At 65.6% G+C, this 14551-nt stretch carries 14 protein-coding genes; 6 read left to right on the forward strand and 8 right to left on the reverse strand.

All coding sequences use genetic code 11. From position 1 onward, the window contains the following. Window positions 1–98: 98 nt before the first annotated feature. Window positions 99–617 carry a hypothetical protein gene (locus tag RJ527_17785; protein ID WND75864.1) on the forward strand — a complete coding sequence of 173 codons (519 nt, stop codon included), beginning with the start codon at window positions 99–101 and terminating at the stop codon, window positions 615–617. A 43-nt stretch (window positions 618–660) separates the two neighbouring features. Here RJ527_17785 and RJ527_17790 read toward each other — a convergent pair whose 3' ends face one another. The 5 genes from RJ527_17790 to RJ527_17810 all read right to left on the reverse strand — a co-directional run bounded on the left by RJ527_17790 (window position 661) and on the right by RJ527_17810 (window position 6228). Then, entirely contained in the window at window positions 661–1068 is a 408-nt protein-coding gene (locus tag RJ527_17790) for a hypothetical protein (GenBank protein ID WND75865.1), read from the reverse strand. A gap of 200 nt (window positions 1069–1268) precedes the next feature. Beyond that, entirely contained in the window at window positions 1269–2591 is a 1323-nt protein-coding gene (locus RJ527_17795) for a Gfo/Idh/MocA family oxidoreductase (GenBank protein ID WND75866.1), read from the reverse strand. Between the two features lie 6 nt (window positions 2592–2597). Further along, complete coding sequence (locus RJ527_17800) at window positions 2598–3398, reverse strand: phytanoyl-CoA dioxygenase family protein (GenBank protein WND75867.1); 801 nt, start codon at window positions 3396–3398, stop codon at window positions 2598–2600. 4 nt (window positions 3399–3402) lie between these two features. Next, window positions 3403–4116 carry a GntR family transcriptional regulator gene (locus RJ527_17805; protein WND75868.1) on the reverse strand — a complete coding sequence of 238 codons (714 nt, stop codon included), beginning with the start codon at window positions 4114–4116 and terminating at the stop codon, window positions 3403–3405. Between the two features lie 129 nt (window positions 4117–4245). Further along, complete coding sequence (locus tag RJ527_17810) at window positions 4246–6228, reverse strand: tetratricopeptide repeat protein (GenBank protein ID WND75869.1); 1983 nt, start codon at window positions 6226–6228, stop codon at window positions 4246–4248. A 420-nt stretch (window positions 6229–6648) separates the two neighbouring features. On the opposite strand from RJ527_17810, the gene RJ527_17815 reads away from it, so the two are divergent. Together RJ527_17815 and RJ527_17820 are read left to right on the forward strand one after the other, a co-directional pair. Next, the gene (locus tag RJ527_17815; GenBank protein ID WND75870.1) at window positions 6649–7326 is read left to right on the forward strand and encodes an orotate phosphoribosyltransferase; all 678 of its coding nucleotides are present in this window, start codon (window positions 6649–6651) and stop codon (window positions 7324–7326) included. A 28-nt stretch (window positions 7327–7354) separates the two neighbouring features. Beyond that, window positions 7355–9034 (forward strand): peptide ABC transporter substrate-binding protein, encoded by a 1680-nt coding sequence (locus RJ527_17820; protein ID WND75871.1) that lies wholly within the window; start codon window positions 7355–7357, stop codon window positions 9032–9034. Window positions 9035–9041: 7 nt separating this feature from the next. On the opposite strand, the gene RJ527_17825 is transcribed toward RJ527_17820, so the two are convergent. Beyond that, window positions 9042–9359, reverse strand: a complete 318-nt coding sequence (locus RJ527_17825) for an endonuclease domain-containing protein (protein WND75872.1) — start codon at window positions 9357–9359, stop codon at window positions 9042–9044. A 194-nt stretch (window positions 9360–9553) separates the two neighbouring features. Here RJ527_17825 and RJ527_17830 point away from each other — a divergent pair, with 194 nt between their 5' ends. Beyond that, the gene (locus tag RJ527_17830) at window positions 9554–10519 is read left to right on the forward strand and encodes an ABC transporter permease (protein ID WND75873.1); all 966 of its coding nucleotides are present in this window, start codon (window positions 9554–9556) and stop codon (window positions 10517–10519) included. Further along, entirely contained in the window at window positions 10516–11442 is a 927-nt protein-coding gene (locus RJ527_17835) for an ABC transporter permease (GenBank protein WND75874.1), read from the forward strand. The genes RJ527_17830 and RJ527_17835 overlap by 4 nt, the downstream gene beginning before the upstream one ends. Here RJ527_17835 and RJ527_17840 read toward each other — a convergent pair. Continuing rightward, window positions 11439–12509, reverse strand: coding sequence for a YeeE/YedE family protein (locus tag RJ527_17840; protein ID WND75875.1), 1071 nt, complete (start codon window positions 12507–12509; stop codon window positions 11439–11441). The genes RJ527_17835 and RJ527_17840 overlap by 4 nt on opposite strands. Window positions 12510–12669: 160 nt before the next feature. On the opposite strand from RJ527_17840, the gene RJ527_17845 reads away from it, so the two are divergent. Beyond that, entirely contained in the window at window positions 12670–13578 is a 909-nt protein-coding gene (locus RJ527_17845) for an alpha/beta fold hydrolase (protein ID WND75876.1), read from the forward strand. Between the two features lie 33 nt (window positions 13579–13611). Here the strand turns inward: RJ527_17845 and RJ527_17850 are convergent, their stop codons facing one another. Continuing rightward, window positions 13612–14445, reverse strand: coding sequence for a universal stress protein (locus tag RJ527_17850; protein WND75877.1), 834 nt, complete (start codon window positions 14443–14445; stop codon window positions 13612–13614). Between the last annotated feature and the right edge of the window lie 106 nt (window positions 14446–14551).

The raw sequence follows: 14551 nt of genomic DNA on the forward strand, positions 1-14551 counted from the left end.
GATCAGTCCGCGGCGGCGCTTCCGCCGACCATGTGAAGTGGTCTAGCACTTCCGTCCAGGTTACGCGAAAGCACATCACATTGTATGACGTCAGCGCAATGAACACCTACGGGACAATCCACGATATCGACGGCCACCTAACCGGACGCCGCGCCCGCCGCGTCTGGGATTACTGGCGCCGGCAGGCCGGCTCCGCGCCGGCACCGGCCTGGGATGCCTTCAAACTGATGGACGTTTACCAGGACGCTCCCATCATGCTGGTTCTCGACGTACTGCCACGGCCCGATCACACCGATTTCCGCTACCGCTTCGTCGGCACCACCATCGTCCAGAATCGCTGGAAGCTTGACGTTCCCGACCACACGGGCCTGACCTATTTCGAGTCCCGCCACCAATACGATTTCCAGGAAGTCAAAGAATCCTACGACCGTTGCGCCAGCACCGGGCATCCGACCCTGATGCAGCGGAATTTTGAAACCTATGACGCCTCGGGGAGGCATGAACGCCTGATCCTGCCGCTCCAGGGAGCGTCCGGCGATATCGACAAACTTGTCGTCGTCGTCGAGCGATTGGAGGAATGGAAAATCTTGCGCCCGACCGATCCGCACCTGTTCTGAAGAAAGGTGGCAATCTCAATCGAAAACCGGGTGCGGTCGCCGGTCACAAGCGGTTGTATTTGCGCAGGAAGGCTGCGTGATCGGTCAGGTAGCCTTTGTATCGCCGCGCCAGAATCATGTTCCGCCCAAGCGTCAGGGGGGAAATCACCAATACAATTGCGGCAAGCAGGGTCGGCAGCCAGATCAGGTCGCTCCATTCGAATTCTTCGCTCGGTTCCTTGTCCGATGGACAGGGCGACAGCCCCTGCGCACGGAATTCCTTGAGCACTGTCTGGTAATTCGGCGTATCGGCGGCCAATTCGAAGCAACTCTGAGACGACGAGCCTTCAAAGATCGCCCCGGAAAACAAGGCTGTCATCCAACCGGCGCCCAACATGAGGAAAAACGCGGAAGCCCAGGCAAGGCCCTTGGCCATGCCCAGTTGCTGTTTTATCCAGTGTTCCTGTTCCACGGACAGGACCAACCGCAGGCTTTCGTCCTGGACTGGTGAACCGGCAGGACCCGAAGAATTTCGACCTTCCAAATCGGGCCTCGCGACCTATCCATTCCGCCGAAGACGGAATGATAGGCCAATAACGTCGATCGGTAAATTCATGGCGTCCGTCCCGCCTGACCAGCCCCCCTCATATGGCGCCGAAGCCCTTCGGGGCCCTACTCGGCCGCAACCGGCAGGCGGAAGCGGGCCTCCATTTCCCGGCGGATTTTGACCGCGTCCATGGTCTCGTCGACCTCGACATCCTGCCAGCGCACGGGCCGGTTGGCGGGGATGTCGGCCTTCAGCTTGACCTTATGGGCCAGGCCGATGGGCAGGCCGCCCAGTTCCAGCGACTTTTCCGCCGGATAAAGCTTGCCCCAGACGGTAAACCCGCCCTCGCCGTCGAGCATTTCGCCCGCCTTCAGGTCGCGCTTAGCCGTGGCCACGACGTCGCCGCGGAACCCCAGGGTCGAGCCCGTCGGCTTGTTCAACAGCGCCGCCGACAGGATCGAGATGTTCAGTTCCAGACCGATCAGGTGGAACGGCTTGAACATGGCGGAATAACGCCCGGAGGCATCCGTGTTCATGCCGTACTGGCGGAAGCAGGCAGCGGCGTAGTCGTTGGGGGCCTCGATGACGACATAGACGCCCCAGCGCAGGTCCTTGAACACCGGGCGTCCGTCGCGTTCCAGGGACGACACGACCTCGACCTGGCCCTTGTGCTCCAGCATGCCGCCGTCGGCGACGGGGCGCAGGACATGGGCGAGATCGTCCATGCCCGCCGCCGGGAAGTTCAGACCATCGGACGGCGGGGTCAGGCCCGTGCCGTTGGCGATGGCCGCCATTTCCAGGGCCGACTTGGTGCCGTCGAGGAAGCTGTTGAACATCTGGCTGTTCATGCCGGCGGCGGCCGCCTGTTCGGGCGTCAGGCCGTAGTGGTCCCAGACCGTATCCGGGGTCGAGGCGTGATAGGACGGCAGGTACTTGGTGCCCTTGCCCGCCGCGATGACCTCGAAGCCCGTGGCGCGCGCCCATTCGACCAATTCACAGGTCAGGGCCGGCTGGTCGCCGTAGGCCATGGAATAGACGACGCCCGCCTGGCGGGCTTCCTCGGCCAGCAGGCCGCCGGCCAGAACATCGGCCTCGACATTGACCATGACGATGTGGATGCCGTTGCGGATGGCTTCCCGCGCATGGACCAGACCGACGACCGGGTTGCCCGTGGCCTCGACGACCACGTCCACGCCGCCGGCCCGCATCATGGCCATGGCGTCGTCGACGAACTTGGTCTGGGCGATCAGATCATCCGGCCAGCCAACGGTGCGGCAGGCCTTTCGGGCGCCGTCCGGGTTGAGGTCGGCGATCACGGCGACCTCCAGGCCCGGGGTGGTCGGCACCTGCGACAGAAACATGGAGCCGAATTTCCCGGCCCCGATGAGGCCGACACGAACGGGCTTGCCCTCGGCGGCGCGGGCCGCGAGTTCTTGGTAGATGTACAAGGTTGATTACTCCGCTGCTTGCTGACGCTTGGCGACCAGTTCGTCCAGGCAGTCGTCTGCCAGGGCTTCGATGGGGGTGAAATCGCGGTGCGCGATCCACTCCGCCCGGTTGAAGGCGCGGATGTGGTTGTCGACATGGCACAGCGACAGATAAACGATCGTCCGCCCGAACGGCGAGATGTTGGGCGGGCTGGCATGGACCAGCAGCGACGAGAACATCAGCATGCTGCCGGCCGGGCCGGTCGGCGCGACGCAGCCGCCGCGTTCGGCCAGTTCGGTGACCTTGTCCCGGTCCAGGGTCCACAGCGGATAGCTGGTCGTCTCCAGATCGTGGCCGGCGTCGACCACCCCCTGCTTGTGGCTGCCGGGAATGAACAAGAGCGGCCCGTTGGCCGCCGTCACGTCGTCCAGGAACACGGCGATGTTCATGGCGCGCGGTTCGGGCATGTCGTCGTCGCGCTTCCAGGTGCCGTAGTCCTGATGCCATTGCCACACGGCACCGTCGAAGGCCGCCTTGGCGTTGACCTTGTACTGATGCATGTAGACCGGCCCGTCGAGAACCTGGGTGACCGGCTCGATCATGCGCGGATGGGCGCCCAGTCGGCGGAACGCCTCGTTGTATTTATGGGCGGCGAAGGCCGTGCGGGCGACGCCGTTGGACTCGCGCCAGACCTCTTCGCGGTCGAGCGCATAGACGGCCTCGGCCTCGGCCTTGAGGCAGGCCGCTTCCTCCGGCGTGAACTTTCCGGGAAAGAACAGATAGCCGTCCTCGTCGAAACGTTTCAGTTCCTCTTCGGTCAAGCGCATTGGATCATCCTCCGATTGATGTCTTGCTTGTCGTTCCGGGGGTCTGTTGCCCCGGGTCCAGGTTCTTGAGCCGGCGATAGGTCGCCTCGCCCGCTAATTCCACATGCCGCGCCGCCAGGTCGCCGGCGGCGTCGACGTCGCCGGCCATGACGGCATCGGCGATCGCGCCGTGATCAGCCCAGATGGCGCCGTGGCGGCTGGTGTCCTCGAGCACCATGCGCATGGCCCGCACCATATGCGGCCACGCCCCTTCCGCCGTCGCGGCGATTTCCGGATTGCCCGCCAGGGCATACAGCGCCTGATGAAACGCGACATCGGCGGCGACCAGCCGGGCGATGCTGCCCCGCGCCACGGCGTCGCGGCCGTCGGCCATCAGCTTGTCGAACATGCGCCGGCGCGTGCCCTGGGGATCGTCCTGGGCGGCGGCCAGACGGGCCGCCAGACGGTCCAGGGCGCCCCGCACCTGATAGAGGGCCCGCAGGCGGTCCGCATCGACGGGCGCCACCATGTAGCCCTTGCGCCCGCGCGCGACGATCAGTCCTTCCTGCTTGAGCAGGACCAGGGCGCGGCTGACCGGCTGGCGGCTGACGCCCAGACGCTCGGCCATTTCCTCCTGGGCGACCGGCGCGCAGGGTGGCAGCTCGCCGGACAGAATGGCCGCGCGAATGGACTCGAGCGCCTGCTTCGTCAGATCTGATTTAAGTTTAAGTTGTTGCATTTATTGTATTTTTAAATTTCTGAATTCCGAATTCAGAAAACAATATGCGTCCCGACCGGCGCTGTCAACTCGATGGCCGGCCGCTCCCCGGGACCAGGGCGTTCCGCAAGTCAGGAACGATTTGACGGATTACGCGAGGTCGCCGAGAAACGCCTGATAGGCCGCCGCCCGCCCGACCGCGTTTTTATAGAGCGGCTGGCGCACCTGCCAGTTGGAGGCCGTCAGCACGGCGTTCCCGGACCTGTGGAAATCAAGACAGGCCGGATCCCAATCCAGGCCCAGGAAATCGATCAGCGCGCGGCTTTGCCCTTCCTGGTCGGCGATCAGATCCTCGTAGCGGAGTTCGTGGACCGGCAGGTCCAGAATTTCCCGCCAATGGGCCATGACGCGGTCCTGGGCCGCCTGCATGCGGGCGATGTCGGCAAGGTCCGTTGACCAGGCCAGGCCCTGGACGAAATTGGTGAAGTAGCAGGACAGGGCCGTGTCCTTGGCGTCGCGCACGCAATGGACGACGCGCGCCCCCGGCAACAGCATCTGCGCCAGCCCCAGCAGGAAGATGTTGAAGGGCGTCTTGTCGACGATCCGCAAGGCCTCATGCCGTCCCGCCCCCAGACATTTCAGATAGTCCGCCGCCAGGGTGCCCGCCCGGCCGGCGTCCAGGTCGGCCACGCCCTCGGGATAATCGGGCAGCAGCCGCGACAGGGCGTCCAGTTCCCCGGCCCCGGCCCCCTGCCCGTGGCTGGAAATGATCTGTTCGGCCAGGGTCGTGCCCGAACGCGGCATGCCGACAACCAGAACCGGGGCCTCCGACGCATCGCCCCAGCCCTTGGCCCGGGCCAGGAACTCCCTGTCGAAGGTCGCGATGATCGTATCGACCCAGCGGTCCAGCCGCGCCGCGTCGAAACCCAGCCCCGCCCCATCCAGCAGGCGGCGGCGCATGGCGTTGGCCTTGGTGAAGGCGTCGAACGCGCCGGCCTGGTCGCCGCGCCGATCCTTGGCTGCCCCCAGGGCGAACAGAAGCTGCGCCGTCTGATCGTTTTCCGGCGCGGTTTCCAACAGTTCCGCCAGCTGGGTTTCATGATCTTCCGTCAAGGCCCCGGCGGCGGCCAGGTTGACCCAGGCGTCGCCCAAGCCCTGATGGGCCTCGACGGCACGCAGGAACGCGTCCTCGGCACCCGCCGTGTCGCCCTTGGCCAACAGCACCGTGCCCAGGCCCGACCAGGCGCCTGCGAAACGGTCGAAGCGCGCGACGGTGTCGCGGTAGGCGTCTTCCGCCCGCTCCAGATCGCCGGACTTGAACAGCGCCCCCGCCAGATTGGCCCGTGCCTCCAGATACCCTTCGCGGTGGGTCAGCGCGGCGCGGAAGGCGTCGAGCGCCCCCAGAATGTCGCCCCGCGCCATCAGCACGTTGCCGAGCGCGTTGAACCCCTCGGGATAGTCTGGCCGGAGACTCAGCGCCTTGCGGCAGAAGTCCTCGGCCCCCGTCAGATCGCCCAGGCGGCGCAGCACGACGCCCAGGTTGCCGGGCGCCATGGGATTGGCCGGGTCGATTTCGGCGGCGCGGCGGTACATCGCCGCCGCCTCGGCCAGGGCGCCCTTGCGGAAATAGAGATTGCCCAGATTGATGTGGGCTTCCAGATGCTTGGGGTCGAGTTCGACCGCCCGTTTGCCGCAGGCCTCGGCCTCGTCGATGCGGTCCTGAAGTTCCATGGCCACGGCCAGGTTGTTGTAGGCCTCGGCGTTGTCGGGGCGCAGTTCCAGGACATGACGGGACGCCGCCTCGGCCTCGGCACCGCGGCCGCACAGGTTGAGGACGGCGGCCAGATTGGCGTGGATCGCCGGATCCTCGCCATCGACCATGGAGGCCGCGACCAGATGATCCGCCGCCTGCTCCAGGCGGCCCGTGCGATATTCGATCAGACCCAGAAGATGCAGCGCCTGGACCTCGCGCGGGCGTTCGGCCAGGACCTTGGTGAAGGCCTCCTCGGCCTCGCTGAAGCGGCCCGCGTGATAGGCCTGAACCCCGGCGGTCAGGCGCGCGCGGCCCTTGGGCGAAAGACGGTCTGCCGTCTCCGCAAGCTTCTTCTGCCGGCGCCGTTCCTGTCGGTTCACTTAAAGGGGGCCCTCCCGGCCGGTCCGTTCTGATGCGGACGAAAAGAAACGGGGCCCGGCCGGTGGTCGACCGAGCCCCCAGGATTGGGAGGGAGAATAGTGATCACAGGTCGCCGTGCCAAGCGGGGAGCAATCCGGTACTGCGAGGACGCGTCCCTGGGAGGACATCATCGGCTGCGGCGTTCCATCAACTGGCATATGGTATACCAGAGGCCAGACGGACGCAACAAGGGAATATCACGGCGGGATTTATCCCCCGCCCCGGCCCCGCGCGCGCTTGCGGGTCTGGGGCGAACCCGCTAAACGAAACCCCAGACACCCAGACACCCAGACACCGGCCACGATCCCTGGCCCGAACCATCCGACCGACATAGCCCGCCCGCCCCTTGTTCGGCGGGTTCCAGAGCGCACGAGGCCCCCATGACCGCCGCCATGACCCCAGCCCAGGAAACCGCGAAACTTCTGCTCGACATCAAGGCCGTGAACTTCCGCCCGCAGGAGCCCTACATGTTCACCTCGGGCTGGGCGAGCCCGGTTTATATCGACTGCCGCTGGGTCATTTCCTTCACCGAGGCGCGGCGCCGGATCATCGAACTGGGGGTCGAGATGCTGCGCCGCGACGCGGGTCTGGACGATGTCGACGCCGTCGCCGGTGGCGAGACCGCGGGCATTCCCTATGCCGCCTGGATTTCCGAGGCCGCCTCCAAGCCCATGCTCTACGTGCGTAAGAAGCCCAAGGGCTTCGGCCGCGACGCCCAGATCGAGGGCAATCTGGTCGAGGGCTCCAAGGTGCTGCTGGTCGAGGATCTGGCGTCGGACGGCGCGTCCAAGCTGAATTTCGTCCATGCCATCCGCAATGCCGGGGCCGAATGCACGGACGCCTTCGTCGTGTTCTTCTACGGCGTGTTCAAGGGGGCGCTGGAGACCCTGGAGAAAGAAGGCGTGACGCTGCGCTATCTCGCGACCTGGAAAGATGTGTTGCAGGTGGCCGAGGATGGCGGATACTTCGATGCGGAAACCATCGCCGGGGTGCGCGCGTTCCTTGACGATCCGGAAAAATGGTCCCTGGCCCACGGCGGACGCGGCTACGACGACTGATGATTGAGTGACGATCTGGGGAGACTCCATGCGACCGGCCGGCCCTGTCCTGAAATCGCTCCTTACCGCCGCCTTTGTGATGCTTTGCGCCGCCGCCCCCATACGCGCGGCGGAGCGTGACCAGCTCACCATCGGCATCACCCAGTATCCGTCGACCTTCCACCCCAACATCGACAGCATGGTGGCGAAGTCCTACATCCTGGGCTTCACGCGCCGGCCGTTCACCGTGTTCGACCAGAACTGGCAATTGGTCTGCATGCTCTGCACCAAGCTGCCGACCTTGGAAAACGGCCTGGCCGTGCCGGAAACGGCGCCGAACGGCAAGAAGGGCATCGCCGTCACCTACACCATCCGCCCCGATGCCGTGTGGGGCGACGGCACGCCGATCACGACCAAGGATGTCGAATTCACCTGGCGCATGGGCCGTCACGGCAAGACCGGCATCCTGCCAATCGAGTTCTACCGCTCCGCCTACAAGCTCGATACCAAGGACGACAAGACCTTCACCCTCCATTTCGACAAGCTGACCTTCGACTACAACGCCATCAATTCCTTCAACCTGATCCCCGCCCATGTCGACGCGGTGAATTTCGACGCCGATCCGGTGAACTACAAGAACAAGACCGCCTTCGACACCCAGACCACCAACGAAGCCCTCTACTTCGGCCCCTACCTGATCACGGAAACCCAGCGCGGCAGCTACGTCGTCCTGGAACGCAATCCGAAATGGTGGGGCAAGCCGGGGGCCTTCAAGCGCATCGTGGTCAAGGTCATCCCCAACACGGCGGCGCTTGAGGCCAATCTGCTGTCCGGCAGCATCGACATGATTTCCGGCGAACTGGGCTTCACCGTGGATCAGGCCCTGCGCTTCGAGAAACGCCATGGACGGAAGTTCCGCATTCTCTACAAGCCCGGCCTGGTCTACGAGCACATCGACCTGAACCAGGACAACCCCCTGCTGCGGAACCGCGATATCCGCCACGCCCTGGTCTACGCCATCGACCGTGAGGCGATTTCCCAACAGCTGTTCGGCGGCCGCCAGCCGGTCGCCCAATCATCGGTCAACCCCCTCGACTGGGTCGCCGCCGACGATATCCCGAAATACACCTATGACCCGAGGAAATCCCTGGAACTCCTTGTAAAGGCAGGATTTACAAAACTTGTCCAGGGCGTGCGCCAGCACAAGGACACGGGCGCCCCCCTGCGCTTCGAATTCATGACCACGGCCGGGTCCAAGGCCCGCGAACTGGTCCAGCAGGTCCTGCAAAGTCAATGGAAGGCCGTCGGCATCGACGTCCGCATCAAGAACGAACCGGCCCGCGTCTACTTCGGGCAGACGGTGACCCAGCGCAAGTTCACGGGCCTTGCCATGTACGCCTGGTCGTCGGCGCCGGAAAGCGTGCCGCGCACGAGCCTGCATTCCGCCCATATCCCGACCGAGGCCAACGGCTGGGCCGGGCAGAACTATCCGGGCTTCAAGAACGCGGAAATGGACGCGCTGATCGAGAAGATCGAGGTCGAACTGGACAAGCCCACGCGCAAGAAGCTGTGGCATCGGCTGCAGGAAATCTACGTCACCGAACTGCCGGCCATTCCCCTCTACTTCCGCGCCGAGACCTACATCATGCCGCCCTGGCTGACCGGCGTCGCCCCCACGGGCCACCAATACCCGTCCAGCCTGTGGGTCGAGGACTGGGGCGTGAAGTAGGAAGGACTCAGTCCTCCAGTACCGCGAGGATCGCTGCCAGGACGCCCTCCAGGTTTTCCATCACCTCGTTGTTCCAGATACGGAGAACGCGAAACCCGCGGGCCTGCAACGCCTGCGTCCGCGCCGCATCGGCTTCCGCCCGCGCACTGTGCTGACCACCGTCGACCTCGACGATCAACCCACGTTCCACACAGGCGAAATCCGCCACATAGGGCGGGATGGGATGCTGGCGGCGGAATTTGTGGCTGGCCAGTTGTCGATTGCGCAACGCCTGCCACAGGCGGCGTTCCGCATCCGTCATGGACTTGCGCAGCAATGTGGTCATGGATGCCCCCTCACCCTAACCCTCTCCCCCGAGGGGGAGAGGGGACGATTCTCCACGGAGAGCCCTCTCGCCGCAACGGGATATCGGACGTAGCGTAGGGCAAGAGTCTCCCTCTCCCCCTTGGGGAGAGGGCCGGGGTGAGGGGGAGCCCACTTTCGCTGGCCCCCCGGCATGCGCCGGACTACCCTCCCCCCATGCTTCGTTTCATCAGTGAACGCCTGATCCAATCGGCCGTCGTTCTGGCGGTGATGTCGTTCGTCATTTTCGGGCTGATCGGCCTGATGCCGGGCGATCCGGTGGATCTGATGATTTCCGCCGACCCGGACCTGACCTCCGCCGATGTCGCCAAGCTGCGCGAGATCTACGGCCTCGACCGTCCGGTGGCGGAACGGTACGGCAGCTGGCTTCTGTCCGTTCTGCAAGGCGATTTCGGGTTTTCCCGCCTGTTCGCCAAACCCGTGTTCGACATTCTCGGCCCGGCCCTGGGCAATACCCTCATGCTGCTGGGCATCAGCCTGACCCTGGCCCTTTGCATCGGCCTGCCGCTGGGCATCTGGGCCGCCGTCAGGCCCTATTCCCTGCGCGACTATTCGGTCAACCTGTTCGCCTTCGCCGGCATCTCGATCCCGTCGTTCTGGCTCGGCCTGTTGCTGATCATCCTGTTCGCGGTGGTCCTGGGCTGGCTGCCGGCGGGTGGGCTGGGCACGCCGGGACGGGACGGCTGGTCGGACAAGCTGATCTACCTGGTCCTGCCGGCGGCCAGCCTGACCCTCGCCAGCGTCGGCGGCCATACCCGCTACATGCGCGCCAGCATGCTGGAGACCCTGCGTCAGGACTATATCCGCACGGCCCGCGCCAAGGGCCTTTCCGAACGCCGGGTCGTGCTCGGCCATGCGCTGCGCAACGCCCTGATTCCGGTGACCACGATCATCGCGCTGGATTTCGGCACGTTGTTTTCGGGCGCCCTCATCACGGAAACCATCTTCGCCTATCCGGGCATGGGCAAGCTGACCTTCGACGCGGTCATGGGCAACGATTTCAACCTCGCCCTGGTGTGCCTGCTGCTGGCCACGCTGGTGACTCTGGTCGGCAACATTCTGGCCGATCTCGCCTATGCCTGGCTCGACCCCCGGATCGGCTTCGAAGGAAAGACGCAATGAGCGACGCCGCCGCCACGGCCGCGACGCCGCTCGCCCTGGTCACACGGCGGTTCCTGCGCCACCGGCTCGCCCTGATCAGCGCCGGGGTGTTGACGGTCCTGGCGGCGGCCAGCCTGCTCGCCCCGGCGGTCGAGGGCTGGCTCGGCCTCGACGCCAACGCGGTCGACCTGTTCAACCGCCTGGCCCCGCCGAGTGTGGCCCATCCGCTGGGCACGGACGAGGCCGGGCGCGACGTGCTGGTGCGGCTGCTGTACGGCGGGCGGGTGTCGCTGTTCGTCGGTATCGCCGCGGCCCTGACCGCGGCGGTCCTGGGCACGGCCGTGGGGCTGCTGTCGGGCTATTTCGGCGGGCGGCTGGATGCACTCTTCATGCGCGTGACCGACGGGGTCATCGCCCTGCCCCTGCTGCCGCTGCTGATCGTGCTCGCGGCCATCGATCTGCAAAAGCTGGGATTTTCCGCCGAGGCGGCGCAGGCGGAAAGCATGAGCCTCTATCGCATCGTCGTTATCGTGGCGCTGGTCGGCTGGACCACCGTGGCGCGGCTGGTGCGCGCGACGGCGCTCAGTCTGCGCGAGCGGCCTTTCGTGCTGGCGGCACGGGCCCAGGGGGCGTCGTCCTTCCGCATCATGGCCGTGCACATCCTGCCCAATCTGGCCTCGCCGGTGATTGTCGCGACGACGCTTTCCGTCGGCAACGTGATCCTGCTGGAATCGGTGCTCAGCTTCCTCGGCCTCGGCATTCAGCCCCCCTTGCCCAGTTGGGGCAATCTGCTGACCAATGCCCAGGAACTGATCTGGGACGCCCCGGCGCTGGCCATCTATCCGGGCCTCGCCATCTTCGTCACCGTGATCGCCTTCAATTTCGTCGGCGACGGGCTGCAAGATGCCCTCGACCCCCGCGCGCGGGAGCGTGGCAGGCGCTAACGCGGGCCCGCCCCGCCAAGAGACGTCCTGAACCCGGGTTCGACCACCATGACCGCCAAGCCGGCGCCGATCCACATGCAGAACAGGGCGACCCAGGCGGTCAACGCCAATACCGCCCCGCCGGTGATGCCGGCGCCGACCGCACAGCCGCCGGCCAGCATGCCGCCGAAACCCATCAGCACGGCGCCGACCAGATAGCGCACGGTGCCCGTCTCGCCGCTGAAGGTCTGGACCTCGAACTCGCGGAACAGGCACGCCGACAGCATGGATCCCAGAAACACGCCAGGCACCAACCCGACACCGAAGTTCAGTTCCACCGCCGGCTTGGTGATGAGCACCATCAAGGTGTCGGCGGACGGGCCGGTGAAGGTGACGCTGCCGACGGGAACGATGTCGAAGGAGGCCCGCGCCAGGGCCGAGGTAAAGGCCCAGCCCAGGACCACCGCCAAGCCGACCCCGGCCCCCGTCACCCCGGTCAGGAGCGACACGTTCTTGCGCCGGGAGAACCACAGGGCCGTCGCGACGAAGGCGAGACCGACCGCCAGGCCCGTACCGTCCGGCAGATGCGCCATCAGATTGCGGTCGAACGCGGACACGACCCATAACGCCGACAGCTTGACCCTGAGCGGCGACAGGATGCCCGACAGGCTCGACTGGGCGGCGACGGTCACGACCAACCCCGTCACCAAGGCCCGCACGTTGCCGGCACCCGCCAGCACCAGGACGCGGCTGGCGCAGCCCCGCGCCAGGATCATGCCGATGCCGAACATCAGCCCGCCGATGACCGCGCCGGACAAGGTGCCCGGCGTTTCCAGCTGGCGGATGCCCTGGACCGGCAGATTGCCGGTCAGCATCAGCGCCTGAACGCCCGCGAGCGCCGCGCCGAACACCAGCAGCCAGACCGCGAATTTCTCACCCAGGGCGCCGCGCCAGAACTCGATACAGGCGGAACGCAGGCAGAACCGGCTTTTCTGCGCGCAGAACCCGAACAGCAGGCCGACCACGAACCCGCCGAGGGCGAGTTTCTGCGCATCGGTCATCAGATCGCTGGCCAACCAAGTGCTCATGGAACAAACTTCCTTCGATCACACATTGTCGCCTCTCGATCACGAGTGTCGCGCAGCCCTGCATCGAGCGCGATGACATCGATCAAACGATTTATAATCTTTGAATGTGTTTACCGCACGACGTAATCTGGCGAAAACGCCATCCCGGGAGACCTCCAAAATGCGCCTGTTCCGCCCTTTCGCCCCTATTCTTGCCCTGTTCACCTTGCTGGCCGTCGCCCTGCCGGCCGCCGCCGAGGAAGTCCGCATCAAGCCGGGCGCCCAGACCCTCAACGCCCATCTAGACCTTGCATCGGGCAAGGCGTTGAAGGACGGCGTGGTGCTGATCGTCCACGGCACCCTGGCCCATAACGACATGGAAACCCTGAAGACCCTGCGTGGCGTGCTCAACGACCGGGGGCTCAACACGCTGGCCATCAACCTGTCCCTCGCCATTGACGACCGCCACGGCATGTACGACTGCAAGACCCCGCATCGCCACGGGCACCTGGACGCGCTCGACGAGATTTCCGCCTGGATGGACTGGCTGAAGGACCGGGGCGCCGGGCCGGTGGTGCTGTTCGGCCATTCCAGGGGCGGCAATCAGGCCGCCCGCTTCGCCGCCGAGCGCGGCAATGCGATGATCAGCAAACTCGCCCTTCTGGCGCCCGCGACCTGGAACGCGGCAAAAACCGCCCAGGGGTTCGAGAAATCCCACGGCCGCCCCCTGGCGCCGGACCTCGCCGCTGCCGAGGCCCTGGTCAAGGCCGGCAAGGGGGATCAGCTTCTCGACAAGCCGGGTCTGCTCTACTGCCCGACCGCCAAGGTCTCGGCGGCCAGTTTCGTCAGCTACTACCGGCCCGACCCGCGCTTCGACACCCCGTCGATCCTGGGTGAGATCAAGGTGCCTGTCCTGGTCATGGCCGGATCGAACGACACCGTCGTCGCCGACCTGCCGGAAAAAATGGCGGGCAAGGCCGACGGCGCCAAGGTCGCGTTCAAGGTGATCGACGGCGCCGATCATTTCTTCCTCGACCTTTATGCCGAGGACGTGGGCGACGCCATGGCGGCGTTCATCACCGGAGGCTGAGGCCGGGCAGCCCCCCTGCCCGGCCCCGCCCGGTCAGTGGGACATCACCACGGGCACCGTCTGGTGCGACAGCACCACGTTGGTCACCCCACCGAGGATCAGTTCCGACCATCTTGCATGGCCGTAGGCCCCCATCACCATCATGTCCGCCGACATGTCGGCGGCGCGGGACAGCAACAGGTTGCCGACATCGAGTTCGTCCGAGGTCACATGGCTGGCCTCGACCGTCACCCCATGGCGCGCCAGATGAGCCGCGATATCCGCGCCCGGATCACGTTTCTCGCCCGGCACCTTGGTCGGATTGGCGACCATGACGACGACCTTTTCCGCCGCCCGCAGCAACGGCAGGGCATCATGCACCGCGCGCGACGCCAGCGGGCCTTCGTCCCAGGCGACCAGAATGCGCTTGCCGGCAAGGTCGCCCGAATAACCGTAAGGCAGCACCATGACCGGCCGCCCGGCGGTCAGGATCAGCCGGTCCGGCAGGTCGCGGTCGCCGGGAAACAGGCTTTGCGCCGGATCGGGTTGACTGACGATGGTCAGATCCGCATAGCGGCAGTGAAAACCGAGAACCCGGCCTTCGTCGCCTTCCTGCTGCCGCCACTCCACGGACAGACCGGAATTGGCGGTCGCCGTCTTGAACGCCGCCTCGGCGCGGGACGCGGCCTCTTCGGCCGAGGCGCGCTGGGCTTCCAGCACTTCGGCGGTAATTTGCACTTCGGCGTAGGCCGGAATGTAGGGGCGCGGTACGGCGTAGACGCCAACCAGATGGGCGCCATGGGCCTGGGCCAGGGACATGGCCGATTTCAGGCGACGCTCCGATTCCGCGTTCAGGTCGATATGGACAAGGATATCTTTGAGGGACATTTGATCCTCCCGTGGTGAATGGGCATACCGCCATCAAAGCCCCGACCGTCACCGCGGAACATGACCTGTATCAAGCGGCGAAAAAGATTTTCTATCAAGCGGCGAG

It is taken from the genome of Thalassospiraceae bacterium LMO-SO8, assembly GCA_031655335.1.
Taxonomy (GTDB): Bacteria; Pseudomonadota; Alphaproteobacteria; order Rhodospirillales; family Casp-alpha2; genus UBA1479.